Below are 16,522 nucleotides of genomic sequence, written 5' to 3'. Positions count from 1 at the left end.
CTCCAGCGGTCTGGTCAAATCCAGGAATGGCGCGCAGGCAGGCTGCCGTTCAAGTGGTAGGCGCCGATAGCGTGGTATTTCCAGCGCACGGGATCGTGCAGGGTGTGCACGCGGGCATTGCGCCAGTGACGGTCGAGGTTGAACTCGGCGAGGCTGGCGCGGCTGCCGGCCAGCTCGAAGAGCTTTTCGCTGGCGTGCAGGGCGATTTCGGTGGTGATCACCTTGGCCTCGGCCACGGCGATCGACGCCTGGCCTGCCAAGGTGGCGTCCACGGGCGCGTGGCGAGTCTGGTCGAGCACGCGCGCGGCCTTGCGCAGCAGTGCCTGGGCCGCGTGCAGTTCCAGCTTCAGGCGACCGATATCGGCGATCACGAAAGGGTCGTCGCTGGCGCGCTCGACCCCGGCGTCGATCCACGGGCGGGATTTCTCGCGGACGAAGGCGATGGTGTCGTCGATGGCCGCAGCGGCAATGCCGGCGTCGATGGCCGCTTGCATCAATTGCGATACGGCGCCCTGAATGTTCGGTTGCTGCGCCTGGCGCCAGATCTCCACGACATGGGTCTTGGGCACCTGCACGTGTTCCAGCACCACAGTGCCGCTGGCGGTGGTGCGCTGGCCGAAGCCGGACCAGTCGTCGATGATTTGCAGGCCGGGGGTGCCGCGCCGCACGAAGGCCATTACCAGGCGCTGGTGCTCATCCACGGCCTTGACCGCCACCCAGTGGGCGAACAGTGCGCCGGTGGAGTAGAACTTCTGTCCGCTGATCTGCCAGTCGTCTCCGTCGCGGACGATGCGAGTCTTGATCTCCAGGGTGTTGCGGGTGCCGCGTTCGGGGCCGCCATTGCCGATGCGCGCGCCTTGCAGCACGGCGCTGAACAGCGTCTGCTGCTGGTGCGCGGTGGCGGTGCCGCGAAGCATCTGCAGGATGCCGAAATGGTTTTGCGGAATCTGCCCCAGGGCCGGATCGGCGGCGCTGATCAGACGGAACACCTCGGCCAGGGTTTCGAAACTGACGTCCGGGCCGCCGAAGGCACGTGGCACGGTGATACTGCCCAGGCCGCTCGCGGTGAACTGCTCGATCAGTTGCCAGGGCAGCTCGCGGTGCTGGTCGCGCCGGGCGGCATGGGTGCGGGCGCTGGCGGCGAGGGTTTGCGCGGCGTCGAGCGCGTCGAGGTCATTGCGCAGTATATGCGCGGGCACGAGCGCCGGGCCGTCGTCGGCCGGCAAGGTTTGGGAGTGTTCGCGGGAAATCGAGTGGGTGACCATACCGTCCTCACGTCATGCACGGCGTATGTCGCCTTGCTTGGGTGTACGCAGGTCCGGTGGTCCGGTGTATATACCCTAATCGTTTGTTAAATTTAAATGAACTAACGATTGGGAATATGGATAGATGGGTTTTTCCTTGGAGCCGTATAGTGACCCTTGCGGGAGCAGCTTCTGCGTTATACCAGGTACACCGCAGTGTGTTTTTCGCGGCCGATGACCGCTCCTACGGGGGGCATCCGGTGATTCCCGTAGGAGCGGTCCGTGGCCGCGAAGGGGGCGCTGCGGTGTATCAGGCACACCGCAGTGTATTTTTCGCGGCCGATGACCGCTCCTACGGGGGGGCATGTGGTGGTTCCCGTAGGAGCGGGCCGTGGCCGCGAAGGGGGCGCTGCGGTGTATTAGGTACACCGCAGTGTGTTTTTCGCGGGCAGAGGGCTCGCCGCCCGTCCCGCTCCCACAATAGAAGGTCAGGCGAAGCGGGTGAGGGTCTTTACGCCTTCGGCAGTGCCCAGCAGCAGCACATCGGCTGGGCGAGCGGCGAACAGGCCGTTGGTGACCACGCCGACGATGGCATTGATCTGCGTTTCCAGCGCCACCGGGTCGGTGATCTGCATGTTGTACACATCGATGATGATGTTGCCGTTGTCGGTCACCACGCCTTCGCGATAGACCGGGTCGCCGCCCAGCTTCACCAGCTGGCGCGCGACGTGGCTGCGGGCCATGGGAATGACTTCCACCGGCAGTGGAAACTCGCCCAGCACCGGCACCAGCTTGCTGCCATCGGCGATGCAGATGAAGGTGGTGGCCACGGCAGCGACGATCTTCTCGCGGGTCAGCGCAGCGCCGCCGCCCTTGATCAGGTTCAGGTGCTCGTCGCTTTCATCGGCGCCGTCGACATAGAACTCCAGGTCACCGACGCCGTTGAGTTCGTACACCGGGATGCCATGGCCCTTGAGCCGTGCAGCGGTCGCCTCGGAGCTGGCCACGGCGCCGTCGAAGGCGCTCTTGTGCTGGGCCAGCGCATCGATGAAGCAATTGGCGGTGGAACCGGTGCCGACACCGACAACGCTCTTTTCGCCCAGCTTGGGCAGAATGAAATCCACGGCAGCCTGGGCGACGGCCTGTTTGAGTTGGTCCTGGGTCATGCAAGCTCCGCAGCGGCAGTTGGGGCTCTAGTGGTTGCGGCCCCGAAGCCACGCATTATAAGGGCAAAACCTTGGTTTTGCGGTGGTCGTTGGCTTAGACTCATCGGCCCCGCCCGTTATCGTCAGTGATGTCTGCCATGCTCGAACAGTACGTAAAGATGATCCTCACCTCGCGCGTCTACGACGTCGCGGTGGAAACCCCTTTGCAGCCCGCCGGGCAGCTGTCCGAGCGTCTGAACAACAAGATTCTGCTCAAGCGCGAAGACCTGCAGCCGGTGTTCTCGTTCAAGATTCGCGGCGCTTACAACAAGCTGTCGCAGCTCACCGCGCAGGAAGCAGCATGCGGCGTGGTCACCGCGTCGGCCGGCAATCATGCCCAGGGCCTGGCGCTGGCGGCGCGCGAGCTGGGCATCAAGGCCACCATCGTGATGCCCAACACCACCCCCGAAATCAAGATCGCAGGTGTGCGCTCGCGCGGCGGCATCGTGGTGCTGCATGGCGATTCGTTTGCCGAAGCCCTGGCCCACTCGCTCAAGCTGGTGGACGAGCAGGGCATGGTGTACATCCATCCCTACGACGACCCCTACACCATTGCCGGGCAGGGCACCGTGGCCATGGAAATCCTGCGCCAGCATCCGGGCGATCTCGATGCGATCTTCGTACCGGTGGGCGGCGGCGGGTTGATCGCCGGCATTGCCGCGTACGTCAAATACCTGCGGCCGGGCATCAAGATCATCGGCGTCGAGCCGGACGATTCCAACTGCCTGCAGCAGGCCATGCACGCTGGGGAGCGCGTGGTGCTGCCGCAGGTCGGGCTGTTCGCCGATGGCGTGGCGGTGGCGCAGATCGGTCACTACACCTTCGAGATCTGCAAGGACCACGTGGACGAGGTGATCACCGTCAGCACCGACGAGATCTGCGCGGCGATCAAGGACATCTACGACGACACCCGTTCCATCACCGAGCCTGCGGGCGCGCTCGGGGTCGCCGGGATCAAGAAGTACGTCGAGGCCCGAGGCGTGTCGGGGCAGACCCTGGTGGCGATCGATTCGGGCGCCAACGTCAACTTCGATCGGTTGCGCCACGTGGCCGAGCGAGCCGAGCTGGGCGAGGGCCGTGAGGCCATCATCGCGGTGACCATCCCCGAGCGTCCGGGCAGCTTCAAGGCGTTCTGCGAGGCCATCGGCAAACGCCAGATCACCGAGTTCAACTACCGCTACCACACCGGCCATGAAGCGCACATTTTCGTCGGGGTGCAGACCCATCCCGAGCGGGACCCGCGCGCGGTGCTGCTGCAGACTCTCGAGGCGCATGGCTTCCCGGTGCTGGACCTGACCGACAACGAGCTGGCAAAGCTGCACATTCGCCATATGGTCGGTGGCCATGCGGCCAGGGTCAGTGACGAGATGGTGCTGCGCTTCGAGTTCCCCGAGCGTCCGGGGGCACTGTTCAACTTTCTCGACAAGCTGGGCGGGCGCTGGAACATCTCGATGTTCCACTACCGCAACCATGGCGCCGCCGATGGGCGTGTGGTGGCTGGGTTGCAGGTGCCCGAGGATGAACGCCATCTGGTAGCCGGCGCGCTGGCCGAGATCGGCTACCCGTTCTGGGATGAAACGGATAATCCGGCGTACAAGTTGTTCCTGGGTTAGTGATGCGGTGCACTGGCTTGGGTCCGCGGTGTGCCATTCGCGGGCAGAGCCCGCTCCCACAGGGGCAATGGGGTGTGCCAGTTGTTACAGGGGTAGGTCTCGCTGCGCTGAACTCGATGGCTGCTACGCTTGTCGATGATGCATCGTAATGGCCCACGGGGATCACGCGTCATGGAAAGCCTGGCGGTTCTGAAAATATTCCACGTCGCTGCCACTGTTGTGCTGCTGGGCAGTGTGGCGGCCGTCATCTACCGAGCCTGGCGCAGCTGGAAGGGCGGCGACCGGCTACCGTTCGCCAGCACCCTGCAACGGCCCTGGGTGTATGCCTGGCTGGTCATGGCCCTGAGCCTGGTGAGCTTTCCCGTCACGGGATGGTGGCTGGTCCACAGGGTCGGTTGGCCTTTGGGGCAAACCTGGATTCTCACCGCTGCGGTGCTGTATGTGATCGGCGGTGGGGTCTGGTTGCTGCTGATCAACCGGGTGAACCGCCTGCGCTTCGCGACTGGGTTGAACGAAGGCGTAATCGCGGCCAAGCGCCGCAATGTGTTGATCATCGCAGCGGTGGCCGTAGTGGTGTTGCTGTCGATCATCGGCTTGATGATGACCAAGCCTGCCTGAGGCAAACCGCAGCGCATTCTTCGCGGCCGATGACCGCTCCTACGGTTGGTCCCGATCCCTGTGGGAGCGGGCTCTGCCCGCGAAAAGAGCGCCGCGGTGTATCAGACAAACCGCAGCGCATTCTTCGCGGGCAGAGCCCCCTCCCACAGTTAGCAGCTATCAGCGCAGCGAGAGTTCTTTCCAGCCGCGGCGTTTGGCTTCTTCATGCAGGCGTGGGTCCGGGTCCACCACCACCGGGTGGGTGACCTGCTCCAGAAGAGGCAGGTCATTCATCGAGTCACTGTAGAAATAACTGTCCTGCAAGTCGTAGCCGTTTTCCTCCATCCAGCGATTCAAACGCGTCACCTTGCCTTCCTTGAAGCAAGGCACGTCGAAGCTGTGCCCGGTGTAGCGGCCGTCAACCATTTCGACTTCGGTTGCCAGCAAGGTCTCCACCCCAAGCCGCGCAGCGATCGGTCCGGTGACGAAGCGGTTGGTAGCAGTGATGATCACCAGCTTGTCACCCGCATCGCGATGCTGTTGCAGCAAGGCCGCGGCCTTGGGCAGCATGATGGGCTCGATGCAATCGCGCATGAATTCGCGATGCCATTCATCCAGTTGCGCCACGTCGGTCGCCGCGAGGATCTCCAGGGTGAAATCCAGGTACGCATTCAGGTCCAGGCGGCCGGCCAGGTAATCCTCGTAGAACTCATCGTTGCGTGCCTTGTACGTGTCGGCATCGAGAATGCCGCGTGTGCACAGATAGTCGCCCCAGGCATGGTCGCTGTCGCCGCCGAGCAGCGTGTTGTCGAGGTCGAAGAGGGCCAGGCGCATGAAATGACTCGCATGAAGTAAGGAAAAGGCCCACAGAATACGGACTTTTCACATGCGTGCACATAAGCTACGCGGCGTCGTTGCTGCCTTCACAGGCTTTGTGGAACAATGCCAGAACATGCGTTTACGAGGTTGTTGCCGTGATCGACCCCGATGGTTTTCGCCCTAACGTTGGCATCATTCTTACCAATGACGCCGGTCAGGTGCTATGGGCTCGGCGTATCAATCAGGACGCCTGGCAATTCCCGCAAGGGGGTATCAACCCTCAGGAAACGCCGGAAGAGGCCTTGTACCGCGAGCTGAATGAAGAAGTCGGGCTGGAACGCCAGGATGTTGAAATACTTGCCTGCACCCGCGGCTGGTTGCGTTATCGTCTACCCCAACGCCTGGTGCGTACGCACAGCCAACCGTTGTGCATCGGCCAGAAACAGAAGTGGTTTCTGCTGCGCCTGGTGTCCAACGAACAGCGTGTGCGCATGGACCTGACCGGCAAGCCCGAGTTCGATGGCTGGCGCTGGGTCAGCTATTGGTATCCGCTGGGCCAGGTGGTGACATTCAAGCGCGAGGTCTACAGACGCGCGCTCAAAGAGCTAGCCCCGCGCCTTCTCTCGCGCGACTGACGACGGAGTTCGACCCCGAGCCATGCTCAATACGCTGCGCAAGATCGTCCAGGAAGTCAACTCCGCCAAGGATCTCAAGTCGGCGCTGGGGATCATCGTGCAACGCGTCAAGGAAGCCATGGGCAGCCAGGTCTGCTCGGTGTACCTGCTGGATCTGGAAACCAACCGCTTCGTCCTCATGGCCACCGAAGGCCTCAACAAGCGTTCCATCGGCAAGGTCAGCATGGCCCCCAACGAAGGCCTGGTGGGCCTGGTGGGCACGCGTGAAGAACCGCTCAACCTGGAAAATGCCGCCGGCCACCCGCGTTATCGCTACTTCGCCGAAACCGGCGAAGAACGCTACGCCTCGTTCCTCGGCACGCCGATCATCCACCACCGGCGTGTGGTGGGGGTGCTGGTGATCCAGCAAAAGGAGCGGCGTCAGTTCGACGAAGGCGAAGAAGCCTTCCTGGTCACCATGAGCGCGCAACTGGCGGGCGTCATCGCCCACGCCGAAGCCACCGGTTCGATCCGCGGCCTGGGGCGCCAGGGCAAGGGTATCCAGGAAGCGCGCTTCGTCGGCGTGCCCGGCTCGCCCGGCGCGGCGGTCGGGACCGCGGTGGTGATGCTGCCGCCGGCCGATCTGGACGTGGTGCCCGACAAGAGCGTCAGCGACATCGATGCCGAGCTGGCGTTGTTCCAGAACGCCCTGGAAGGCGTGCGCAACGACATGCGCACCCTGTCGGCGAAACTGGCCACGCAGCTGCGCCCCGAAGAGCGGGCCCTGTTCGACGTCTACCTGATGATGCTCGACGACGCTTCGCTGGGCAGCGAAGTGACCAACGTGATCAAGACCGGGCAGTGGGCCCAGGGTGCGCTGCGCCACGTCGTCACCGAGCACGTCAACCGCTTCGAATTGATGGACGACGCGTATCTGCGCGAGCGCGCCTCGGACGTCAAGGACCTGGGGCGGCGCCTGCTGGCCTACCTGCAGGAAGCGCGTCAGCAAACCCTAGTCTACCCCGATAACACCATCCTGATCAGCGAAGAACTGTCGCCGGCAATGCTCGGCGAGGTGCCGGAAGGCAAGCTGGTGGGCCTGGTGTCGGTATTGGGCTCGGGCAACTCCCACGTCGCCATTCTGGCGCGCGCCATGGGCATCCCCACGGTCATGGGCCTGGTCGACCTGCCGTATTCCAAGGTCGACGGCATCAAGATGATCGTCGATGGCTACCATGGCGAGGTCTACACCAACCCCAGCGACATTCTCAGCAAGCAATTTGCCGATGTGGTCGAGGAAGAGCGGCAACTGGCGCTGGGCCTAGATGCCTTGCGCGAGCTGCCCTGCGTGACCCTGGACGGCCACCGCATGCCGCTTTGGGTCAACACCGGCCTGCTGGCCGATGTGGCCCGTGCCCAGCAACGCGGCGCCGAGGGTGTGGGGCTGTACCGCACCGAAGTGCCATTCATGATCAACCAGCGCTTTCCCAGCGAGAAGGAACAACTGGCGATCTACCGTGAGCAGCTGGCGGCCTTCCACCCCCTGCCGGTGACCATGCGCAGCCTGGACATCGGTGGTGACAAGTCGCTGTCGTACTTCCCCATCAAGGAGGAAAACCCGTTTCTGGGCTGGCGCGGGATCCGCGTCACCCTCGACCACCCGGAAATCTTCCTGGTGCAGACCCGCGCCATGCTCAAGGCCAGCGAGGGCCTGAACAACCTGCGTATCCTGCTGCCGATGATCTCCGGCACCCATGAGCTGGAAGAAGCCCTGCACCTGATCCACCGGGCCTGGGGCGAGGTGCGCGACGAAGGCACCGACGTTCCGATGCCGCCGGTGGGGGTGATGATCGAGATTCCCGCAGCGGTGTACCTGACCAAGGAACTGGCGCGGCAGGTCGATTTCCTCTCGGTCGGCTCCAACGACCTGACCCAGTACCTGCTGGCCGTGGACCGCAACAACCCGCGCGTGGCCGATCTCTACGACTACCTGCACCCGGCTGTGCTGCAGGCCTTGCAGCACGTGGTCACCGAGGCGCATGCCGAAGGCAAGCCGGTGAGTATCTGCGGCGAGATGGCGGGCGATCCGGCGGCGGCGATCTTGTTGATGGCCATGGGGTTCGACAGCCTGTCGATGAACGCCACCAACCTGCCCAAGGTGAAGTGGATGCTGCGCCAGGTGAACCTGAGCAAGGCCAAGGAGCTGCTGGCGCAGTTGAGCAAGATTGACAACCCGCAAGTTATCCACAGCTCGCTGCAACTGGCCCTGAAGAACCTGGGCCTGTCGCGGATGATCAATCCGAGCACGCCGAAGAAGCACTGAGGCGTGCTGCAAGCGGTGAAGGCGGCAATGGCATCCCTGCAGATCAAATGAAGCACCGCAGTGCTCGTTTCGCGGCCGAAGGCCGCTCCTACAGTAGATTCTGTATCCCTACGCTTGCCACTAGTAGCCTGTCCCAGGCTCCACCAGACCTGCCATAGGTTCACCCCGTTGATGCCGGCGGATGTTGTCCAGTAGCACCTGGAATGCCGAATGCGGATCGGTCATGGCGCCGATATGTGGCGTGAGCCAGATTTTCGGGTGGCTGAGGAAGGGGTGATCGCTGCGCGGCGGCTCTTCTTCCAGCACATCGACGATCGCATGGGCCAGATGGCCTGAATCCAGCGCGGCCAGCAGGTCGCTTTCCACCAGATGGCCGCCGCGGCCCAGATTGATCAGGCTGGCGCCGGCCGGCAGCGCGGCGAAAGTCTGCGCATCGAGAATGCCAGCGGTGTCGGCGGTCAAGGGCAACAGGCACAGCAGGATGTCACAGCTGCCGAGAAAGTCCGGCAATTGCTCGCGGCCGCCATAGCAGTGCACGCCGGGCAGTGTCTTGAGCGTGCGCGACCAGCCACTCAAGGCAAAGCCGAACGGCCGCAGCGCATTCAATGCCGCCTGGCCCAGATTGCCCAGGCCCATCACACCGACGCGGCGCTTGCCGGCCTCCAGCAGCGGATGGATCGCCCACTTGCCCTCGCGCTGTTGCTGCAGATAGGTCGGCATCTGGCGATGCAGGGCAAGCACGGCAAAGCCGGCGTACTCGATGATGCCCTGGGCAATGCCGGGGTCGAGCATGCGTACCACGCTGACCGCTTCGGGAACGTGCGCAAGGTCGAACTGATCCACCCCCGCCGACGTGGCGAAAACCACCTGCAGTTGGGGGAATCGGTCATACAGGTCCGCTGGCGGCTGCCAGGCGGCGAAATAGCGTACCTGCGCCGGGTCGCCGATGTCCGGCCAGAAGCGCAGGGGAATATCCGCTGCATGCTGGGCGAACAGTGCCTTCCAGGCCGACGCACGCTCGTCGGGGACTTTGAACAGCAGCGTCATAAGGTGGGTTCTCATGGACCATCGGGGTTTACACCAACGATGACAGATCGCTACGCAACATTCTTCCGAATCGAGCGGGTGAAACAGAACAAGTTGACCGTAGCAGCGGTGCTGTGTGGAAGCAGGGCTCTGCCCGCGAACGGGCCGGTGCGGTGTGTCAGGGGTACCGCGGCGTCTGGTTCGCGGCCGATGACCGCTCCTACGAGCTGCGCGATCCATGTAGGAGCGGTCCGTGGCCGCGAAAGGCGCGGTGCGGTGTGTCAGGGGTGCCGCGGCCTCAACAGGCGGCAGCGATGGCTTCGCCCAGGGCGCGGGTGGTGCCGGTGCCGCCGATGTCGGCGGTCAGTGGTGCGTGTTCCGGGCCCATGGCCAGGACCTTTTCAATGGCCGCCAGAACCGCCGCGCCAGCCTCAGGATGGCCCAGGTGTTCGAGCATCATGGCGCCGCACCAGATCTGCCCGATGGGGTTGGCCACGCCCTTGCCGGCGATGTCCGGCGCCGAGCCGTGTACCGGTTCGAACAGGCTGGGGAAGTTGCGTTCCGGGTTGATGTTGGCCGACGGCGCGATGCCGATGGTGCCAGTACAGGCCGGGCCAAGGTCGGAGAGGATGTCGCCGAACAGGTTGCTCGCCACCACCACGTCGAACCAGTCCGGATGCAGCACGAAGTTGGCCGTAAGAATGTCGATGTGGTACTTGTCGACGTTCACTTCCGGGTACTTCTTGCCCATCTCGACCACGCGCTCGTCCCAGTACGGCATGGTGATGGCAATGCCATTGGACTTGGTCGCCGAGGTCAGGTGCTTCTTGGGTCGGCTCTGCGCCAGCTCGTAGGCAAACTTGAGAATGCGGTCGACGCCGACCCGGGTCATCACCGTTTCCTGCAGGACGATCTCGCGGTCGGTGCCGGGAAACATCTTGCCGCCCACGCTGGAATATTCGCCTTCGGTGTTCTCGCGCACGACCCAGAAATCGATGTCACCAGGCTTACGGTTGGCCAGCGGTGCCTTCACCCCAGGCATCAGCCGGCAAGGGCGCAGGTTGACGTACTGGTCGAACTCGCGGCGGAACTGCAACAGCGAATCCCACAGCGACACATGGTCGGGCACCACGTCGGGCCAGCCCACGGCGCCGAAGTAGATGGCGTCGTAGCCCTTGAGCGTTTCGAACCAGTCGTCCGGCATCATCTTGCCGTGAGCCAGGTAGTAATCGGCGCTGGCGAAGTCGAACCAGTCCCACTGCAAGTTCAGGTCGTAGCGGGCCGCCACGGTATCCAGCACACGGACCCCTTCGGGCATGACTTCCTTGCCGATGCCGTCACCGGGAATCACTGCAATCTTGTAATTGGACTTGCTCATGGTGCCACTCCACGGGTTGATGAACTTGCCGACTCAGTGTAATCAGAGTGTGCGGATTAATAATTGGCCTGGTGGTTAAGCCATTCTTAGATTCAGGTAAACAATCCATGAGCATGATCGATGACCTGAGCTTCTTTCAGCAGGTGGCCACCCGCGCCAGCCTGACCGATGTAGCCCGGCATCTTGGCCTGTCGCTGCCAGCGGTGAGCAAACGGCTGAGCCAACTGGAACAGCGCCTGGGCGTGCAGTTGCTGCAACGCACCACGCGACGCTTGTCGCTGACGCCCGAAGGTGTGCTGTATCTGGAGGGCGGGCGGCCGATCCTGCGTCAGCTCGATGAACTGGAAAGCGCGCTGGGCACGCGTCAACCGACCCTGCACGGGCGACTGCGGATCAACGCCACCCTGGGCTTCGGTCGCAGGCATCTGGCTCAGGTAGTCTCGGCATTCGCGCGCCTGCATCCCGAGCTGGAAGTATCCCTGGAACTGAGCAGCCAGCCCATGAGCCTGCTCGATGATCAGTTCGACCTCGGCGTGTTCATGGGCGAGCCGCCCGATTCGCGGCTCATCGCCGTGCGCCTGCTGGAGAATCCGCGCGTGCTGTGTGCAGCACCGGGATACCTTGAGAACATGCCTGCACCCCTCCGGGTGGCCGATCTGGCCGCCCACAACTGCATCGTGCTGCGTCAGTTCGGCAGCGATTACGCCATCTGGCGCTTCCGCAAGGATGGCCAGGACTACGCGCACAAGGTGACCGGGACGCTGTCGAGCAATGATGGCGAGGTGGCGCTGGGGTGGGCGCTGGACGGCCACGGTTTGATCCTGAGGTCGCGCTGGGACGTGCAGGCCCATCTGCAGAGTGGCCGGCTGCAGGCGCTGCTGACCGATCATCAGGCACCGCAGGCCGACGTGTTTGCGATGTACCAGCAACGGCGCCATACGCCCCAGCGCATCACGGCATTCGTGCATTACCTGCGCGAGGCGCTGAGCCAACGATTGCCGTTTGCGGTCGGTGACCTGTAGCAGCGGCGCGAGCCGCGTCCGGCCTCGACGCGGTGGGGCAGATGTACCGCGGCGTTGGTGACGCGGCTCGCGCTGCTGCTACAGGGTAAGCGTGCCGGGGTGGGTATAGATAACCTGAAATCATGGTGGTACTGACTAATGGTGCATTGTCGCGCAGGCTTCGCCTCTTGTACCTTCCAGCGGTCCCGCTCGGTCAAACAAAAATACAGAACCGGTGCAAACATGGGCTACCCGTCGAGGTTTTTGTCGCTGCCGAATTAATCTACCCCCAGGATGATTTGCCATGAAAACCTTGTCTTTCGGTTCTGTCCTATCCCTGTTGTACGTGGCCATGGCGTGTTCCACCAGCGCCCAGGCCGAGCAGATTACCTTCGTGTCCCAAGGTGGCGTGTATCAGGAGGCGCAGACCAAGGCCATCCTCGACCCCGCCGCCAAGTTGCTTGGCATCACCATCAAGCAGGACAGCGTTCCGGACGCCTGGCCCATGGTCAAGGCCCAGGGCGAAACCGGCAAGCCGGTATGGGACGTGATCGACACCCCGCCTTCGAACTGTATCCGTGGCGGCCGCGAAGGCCTGATCGAGCCGCTGGACCTGGCGAAAATGCCTAACGTCAAGGGCATGCCCGAGGCCTATCGCACGCCTTACTCGGTGGCCTACGAGTTCTATTCCTCGGTACTGGGCTACAACACCAAGAGCCTGAAGAAAGTACCGCAAAGCTGGGCCGACTTCTGGAACGTCAAGGACTTCCCCGGCACCCGCGCATTGCGCAACGACCCCATGGGCACCCTGGAAGCGGCGCTGATTTCCGACGGCGTGCCGCGCGACAAGCTCTACCCGCTGGACGTCGACCGCGCCTACAAGCGCCTAGCCCAGATCAAGCCGGACATCGCCGTGTGGTGGAGTTCGGGCGGGCAATCGGCGCAGCTGCTCAACGACGGTGAAGTGGACATGCTGATGATCTGGAATGGCCGCGTAGGCGCGGTGAAGAAAGACAACGCCGATGTCGACTTCACCTACAACGACGGCATCTTGCAGAACACCCAGCTGTGCATTCTCAAGAACGCGCCGAACCTGGCCCAGGCGGTCAAGTTCGTCGACACCGCAGTGTCGCCCGATCTGCAGGCCGACCTGCCCAAGTACATCGATTACGGCCCTGGCAACCCCGCCGCGTTCGCTACTGGCAAGCTCAGCGCCGAACGGGGCAAGGAACTCCCAAGCTCGCCGGAGAACGCCGCCAAGCAGGCGCTGATGTCCGAAGAGTGGTGGTCGTCGGCTGAAGGTATTGCCGCCAAGGACCGCTGGTTGAAATTCGTCCAGTAAGGCGGCCGCAAGCGTGATCGACTATCTGATTCTCGGCGGCGGCAGCGCGGGGTGCGTGCTCGCCGCGCGGCTGTCCGAAGACCCCAGCAAGCAGGTGTGCCTGGTGGAAGCCGGGCGTGACATTGCGCCGGGCAAGATGCCCGCGGCCATCGCCAGTCGCTACCCCGGACGTGCCTATCTGGATGGGCGCAACATCTGGCAGCGCCTGACCGCCCGCATGTCCACCCAGGGCAGCCGTCGCTATGAGCAGGCGCGCCTGCTCGGCGGCGGATCGGCGATCAATGCGCTGATGACCAACCGCGGGGCGCCGGATGACTACGACGAGTGGGGGCGGCTCGGTGCCGAAGGCTGGAGCTGGGAAAACTGCCTGCCGTACTTTCGCAAACTCGAAACCGACTGCGATTTCAGCGGGCCGCTGCATGGCAGCGACGGACCGATACGGATCCGGCGTACGGCGCCGGCCTTTCTGTCGCCCTTCGTGAAAGCGGTCATGGGCGTATTGGCGACTCGTGGCCTGCCCACCCGCCCGGACCAGAATGGGCAGTGGCAGGATGGCGTCTACGTGGGTGCCATCGGTGTCAGCGAGCAGGGTGAACGGATTCCGGTGTCGGTGTGCTATCTCACCGACGAGGTGCGTGCCCGCCCCAACCTGACCCTGCGCACCGAGTGTGTGGTGGACCGCGTGCTGTTCCGCGGCACCCAGGCGGTGGGCGCGCGTCTGCTGGGCCAGGCCGGCGTGGCCGAGGAAGTGTTTGCCGGGGAGGTGATCGTCTGCGCCGGGGCGATTCACAGCCCTGCGTTGTTGATCCGCAGTGGCGTTGGCCCGCTGGACCAATTGCTCGATCTGGGCGTGCCGCTGGTGGCCGACCGGCCGGGCGTGGGTGGCAATCTCATGGAGCATCCGTCGATTGCCGTGTCGGCGCTGCTGACGGCGCAGGGACGAACACCTCACGTCGACGAGCATCACGAGCAGGCCATCGTGCGCTTTTCATCCGGGTTGCCGGGCACGGTGCCGGGTGACATGCACGGTGCGATCCTGTCGCGTTCCGGCTGGCACTCGGTGGGCTACCGGCTGGGCACGATGTTTTTCTGGGTCAACAAGTCCTACTCGCGAGGGCGGGTGCAGGTGACGTCGCTGGATCCGTTGCAGGAGCCCGAGGTCAGTTTCTCGATGCTGTCCGAAGCCCGTGACCTGCAGCGGTTGAAGCAGGCCCTGCGCATGGGTGCCGAGACGCTGTCGGCACCGGGGCTGGGCGGTCTGCGCAGTGTGGTGTTTCCATCCAGCTACTCGCCGCGGGTGGCCAAGGTGGCGATGCCTGGCCGTTTCAATGCCCTGCAGCGTGGGCTGTTGAGCGTGCTGCTGGACATCGCCGGCCCCTTGCGCGGGCTGTTGGTGCGAACCCTGGTGACCCAAGGTGTGACCCTGGAAAAGTTGCTGGCCGACGACAAGGCACTGACGGCGTTCGTGCGCGCCAATGTGGGCGGCACCTGGCATCCGTCAGGCACATGCCGCATGGGCCGCGCGGAGGATCCCCAGGCGGTGACCTCGAGTAACGGGCGGGTGATCGGGGTAACGGGATTGCGGGTGTGCGATGCGTCGTTGATGCCGTCGATTCCATGCGCCAACACCAATGTGCCGACCATCATGATGGCCGAGCGTATCGCCGATCTGATCAAGGCGGGTTGAGGCCGCGTTCCTCCAGGCAGACCGCGGCGCCTGGTTCGCGGCCAATGACCGCTCCTACGGGTGGCCGGTCAACGGTAGGAGCGGTCATCGGCCGCGAAGGGCGCGCTGTGGTGTGTCAGGTACCCCAACCCACGATACCCTTCACCTCTAGAAACGCCTCCAACCCCCATTCGGCATATTCGCGGCCATTGCCCGATTGCTTGTAGCCACCGAACGGCGCCGCTGCGTCCCAGCTGGGATAGTTGATGTAGACGCTGCCGGCGCGCATCTGCAGAGCCACCTGGCGTGCCCGCGCAAGGCTGGCCGACTGCACGTACGCGGCCAGGCCGAACACACTGTCGTTGGCCATACGTACCGCGTCCTGCTCATCGGTATAGGGCTGGATCACCAGCACCGGGCCGAAGATCTCTTCGCGGGCAATCGTCATCTGTGCATCCACCCCGGCGAAGATCGTTGGCTGCACGTAATACCCGAGGTCCAACCCGGCCGGCCGACCCAGACCGCCACACACCAACTGCGCGCCTTCCTCGATACCGATGGCGATCATCCGCTGGATCGCCTGGTATTGCCGGTCACTGATCACCGGGCCCAGGGTCGTGGACGGGTCGTCGGGCGCGCCGACTCGATGGGCCGATGCCGCCACGCGAGCGATCGCCACTGCCTGGTCGTGCAGCGCGGCAGGCACCAGCATCCGCGTGGGCGCGTTGCAGGACTGGCCACTGTTGCCGAAGCACCCGTTGACCCCTGCCGTCACCGCTGCGTGCAGGTCTACATCGTCGAGCAGGATATTGGCCGACTTGCCGCCCAGTTCCTGGTGCACCCGCTTGACCGTCGGTGCGGCCAGCCGCGCCACCTCCACGCCGGCCCGGGTGGAGCCGGTGAACGACACCATGTCCACGTCGGGGTGACTGGCCAGCGCTGCGCCCACGCCAGGCCCGTCACCATTGATCAGGTTGAACACGCCCGCCGGCACTCCGGCGCTGTGCAGCACTTCGGCAAAAATGATGGCGTTGATCGGCGCGATCTCGCTGGGCTTGAGCACCAAGGTGCAGCCGGCGGCCAGTGCCGGTGCCACCTTGCAGGCGATCTGATTGATCGGCCAGTTCCAGGGCGTGATCAAGGCCACCACGCCGACTGGCTCCTGGTTGATCAGCGTGGTGCCGCGCCGGGTGCGGAACTCGAAGCTGTCCAAGGTGCGCAGCATCTGCTCCAGGTGACGCTTGCCGATGCCGGCCTGCCAGTCATGGGCCAAGGCTCGCGGTGCGCCGACCTCCTGCATGATGGCAGCGGCAATATCGTCGTAGCGGGCCATGAACGACTCGAGGATCCGTCCGAGCAGCGCCTTGCGCTCGGCCGGAGTGGTAAACGCAAAGTCGGTAAAGGCGCGTCGCGCCGCCGCGACCGCCGCATCGACGTCGGCCTGTTCACCCAGGGCGATTTCGGTAAACGCCTGCTCGCTGGCCGGATTGATCACCGCCAGACGCCGCGCGCCTGAAGGCTCGACCCACCGGCCGTCTATATAGAACTTCAACGCGTTGTCCAAAATTCGCTCTCCATCAGTGATAAAAAAGGCCGATGCGCCTGCGTTCCTGTAGCAGCGGCGCAAGCCGCGTCCGGGTTCGCTGCGGTCGGTCAGGCGTACCGCATATGCCGCCGACGCGGCTTGCGCCGCA

13 protein-coding genes are annotated in these 16,522 nt (G+C 64.0%); 7 read left to right on the top strand and 6 right to left on the bottom strand.

Annotated features, from left to right (window positions below; genetic code table 11):
• Positions 1 to 14: 14 nt before the first annotated feature.
• Positions 15 to 1,265, bottom strand: a complete 1,251-nt coding sequence (locus IFT75_RS20455; RefSeq protein ID WP_192056510.1) for an SfnB family sulfur acquisition oxidoreductase — start codon at positions 1,263 to 1,265, stop codon at positions 15 to 17.
• Positions 1,266 to 1,732: 467 nt separating this feature from the next.
• A complete protein-coding gene (gene rpiA / locus IFT75_RS20450) occupies positions 1,733 to 2,410 on the bottom strand; it encodes a ribose-5-phosphate isomerase RpiA (RefSeq protein ID WP_192056508.1) in 678 nt (225 codons plus the stop codon).
• Positions 2,411 to 2,547: 137 nt separating this feature from the next.
• Between rpiA and ilvA the strand changes: the two genes are divergently transcribed.
• Together ilvA and IFT75_RS20440 are read left to right on the top strand one after the other, a co-directional pair.
• On the top strand, positions 2,548 to 4,062 hold the full coding sequence (gene ilvA, locus IFT75_RS20445; protein ID WP_192056507.1) for a threonine ammonia-lyase, biosynthetic: 1,515 nt from the start codon (positions 2,548 to 2,550) through the stop codon (positions 4,060 to 4,062).
• Positions 4,063 to 4,233: 171 nt separating this feature from the next.
• A complete protein-coding gene (locus tag IFT75_RS20440) occupies positions 4,234 to 4,680 on the top strand; it encodes a DUF2269 family protein (protein WP_192056506.1) in 447 nt (148 codons plus the stop codon).
• 159 nt (positions 4,681 to 4,839) lie between these two features.
• Here IFT75_RS20440 and IFT75_RS20435 read toward each other — a convergent pair whose 3' ends face one another.
• Positions 4,840 to 5,493, bottom strand: coding sequence for a histidinol-phosphatase (locus IFT75_RS20435; RefSeq protein ID WP_192056504.1), 654 nt, complete (start codon positions 5,491 to 5,493; stop codon positions 4,840 to 4,842).
• Between the two features lie 140 nt (positions 5,494 to 5,633).
• Between IFT75_RS20435 and IFT75_RS20430 the strand changes: the two genes are divergently transcribed.
• A complete protein-coding gene (locus IFT75_RS20430; RefSeq protein ID WP_043191776.1) occupies positions 5,634 to 6,113 on the top strand; it encodes an RNA pyrophosphohydrolase in 480 nt (159 codons plus the stop codon).
• A 22-nt stretch (positions 6,114 to 6,135) separates the two neighbouring features.
• A complete protein-coding gene (ptsP, locus tag IFT75_RS20425) occupies positions 6,136 to 8,415 on the top strand; it encodes a phosphoenolpyruvate--protein phosphotransferase (RefSeq protein WP_043191774.1) in 2,280 nt (759 codons plus the stop codon).
• Between the two features lie 120 nt (positions 8,416 to 8,535).
• Here ptsP and IFT75_RS20420 read toward each other — a convergent pair whose 3' ends face one another.
• Together IFT75_RS20420 and IFT75_RS20415 are read right to left on the bottom strand one after the other, a co-directional pair.
• Positions 8,536 to 9,462 (bottom strand): 2-hydroxyacid dehydrogenase, encoded by a 927-nt coding sequence (locus tag IFT75_RS20420; RefSeq protein WP_192056557.1) that lies wholly within the window; start codon positions 9,460 to 9,462, stop codon positions 8,536 to 8,538.
• Positions 9,463 to 9,739: 277 nt separating this feature from the next.
• Positions 9,740 to 10,819, bottom strand: a complete 1,080-nt coding sequence (locus IFT75_RS20415; protein WP_122480614.1) for a tartrate dehydrogenase — start codon at positions 10,817 to 10,819, stop codon at positions 9,740 to 9,742.
• 107 nt (positions 10,820 to 10,926) lie between these two features.
• Here IFT75_RS20415 and IFT75_RS20410 point away from each other — a divergent pair, with 107 nt between their 5' ends.
• The 3 genes from IFT75_RS20410 to IFT75_RS20400 all read left to right on the top strand — a co-directional run bounded on the left by IFT75_RS20410 (position 10,927) and on the right by IFT75_RS20400 (position 14,849).
• A complete protein-coding gene (locus IFT75_RS20410; RefSeq protein ID WP_192056502.1) occupies positions 10,927 to 11,841 on the top strand; it encodes a LysR substrate-binding domain-containing protein in 915 nt (304 codons plus the stop codon).
• A gap of 283 nt (positions 11,842 to 12,124) precedes the next feature.
• The gene (locus IFT75_RS20405; protein ID WP_192056500.1) at positions 12,125 to 13,162 is read left to right on the top strand and encodes an ABC transporter substrate-binding protein; all 1,038 of its coding nucleotides are present in this window, start codon (positions 12,125 to 12,127) and stop codon (positions 13,160 to 13,162) included.
• 13 nt (positions 13,163 to 13,175) lie between these two features.
• Complete coding sequence (locus tag IFT75_RS20400; protein ID WP_192056498.1) at positions 13,176 to 14,849, top strand: GMC family oxidoreductase N-terminal domain-containing protein; 1,674 nt, start codon at positions 13,176 to 13,178, stop codon at positions 14,847 to 14,849.
• A gap of 115 nt (positions 14,850 to 14,964) precedes the next feature.
• On the opposite strand, the gene IFT75_RS20395 is transcribed toward IFT75_RS20400, so the two are convergent.
• Positions 14,965 to 16,392 (bottom strand): aldehyde dehydrogenase family protein, encoded by a 1,428-nt coding sequence (locus IFT75_RS20395; protein ID WP_192056496.1) that lies wholly within the window; start codon positions 16,390 to 16,392, stop codon positions 14,965 to 14,967.
• Between the last annotated feature and the right edge of the window lie 130 nt (positions 16,393 to 16,522).

Origin of the sequence: Pseudomonas sp. CFBP 8758, from assembly GCF_014841725.1 — a bacterium.
GTDB lineage: Bacteria > Pseudomonadota > Gammaproteobacteria > Pseudomonadales > Pseudomonadaceae > Aquipseudomonas > Aquipseudomonas baltica.
Note: the sequence above shows the minus strand (reverse complement) of the source record. Positions and strands in the feature narration are given on the sequence as shown.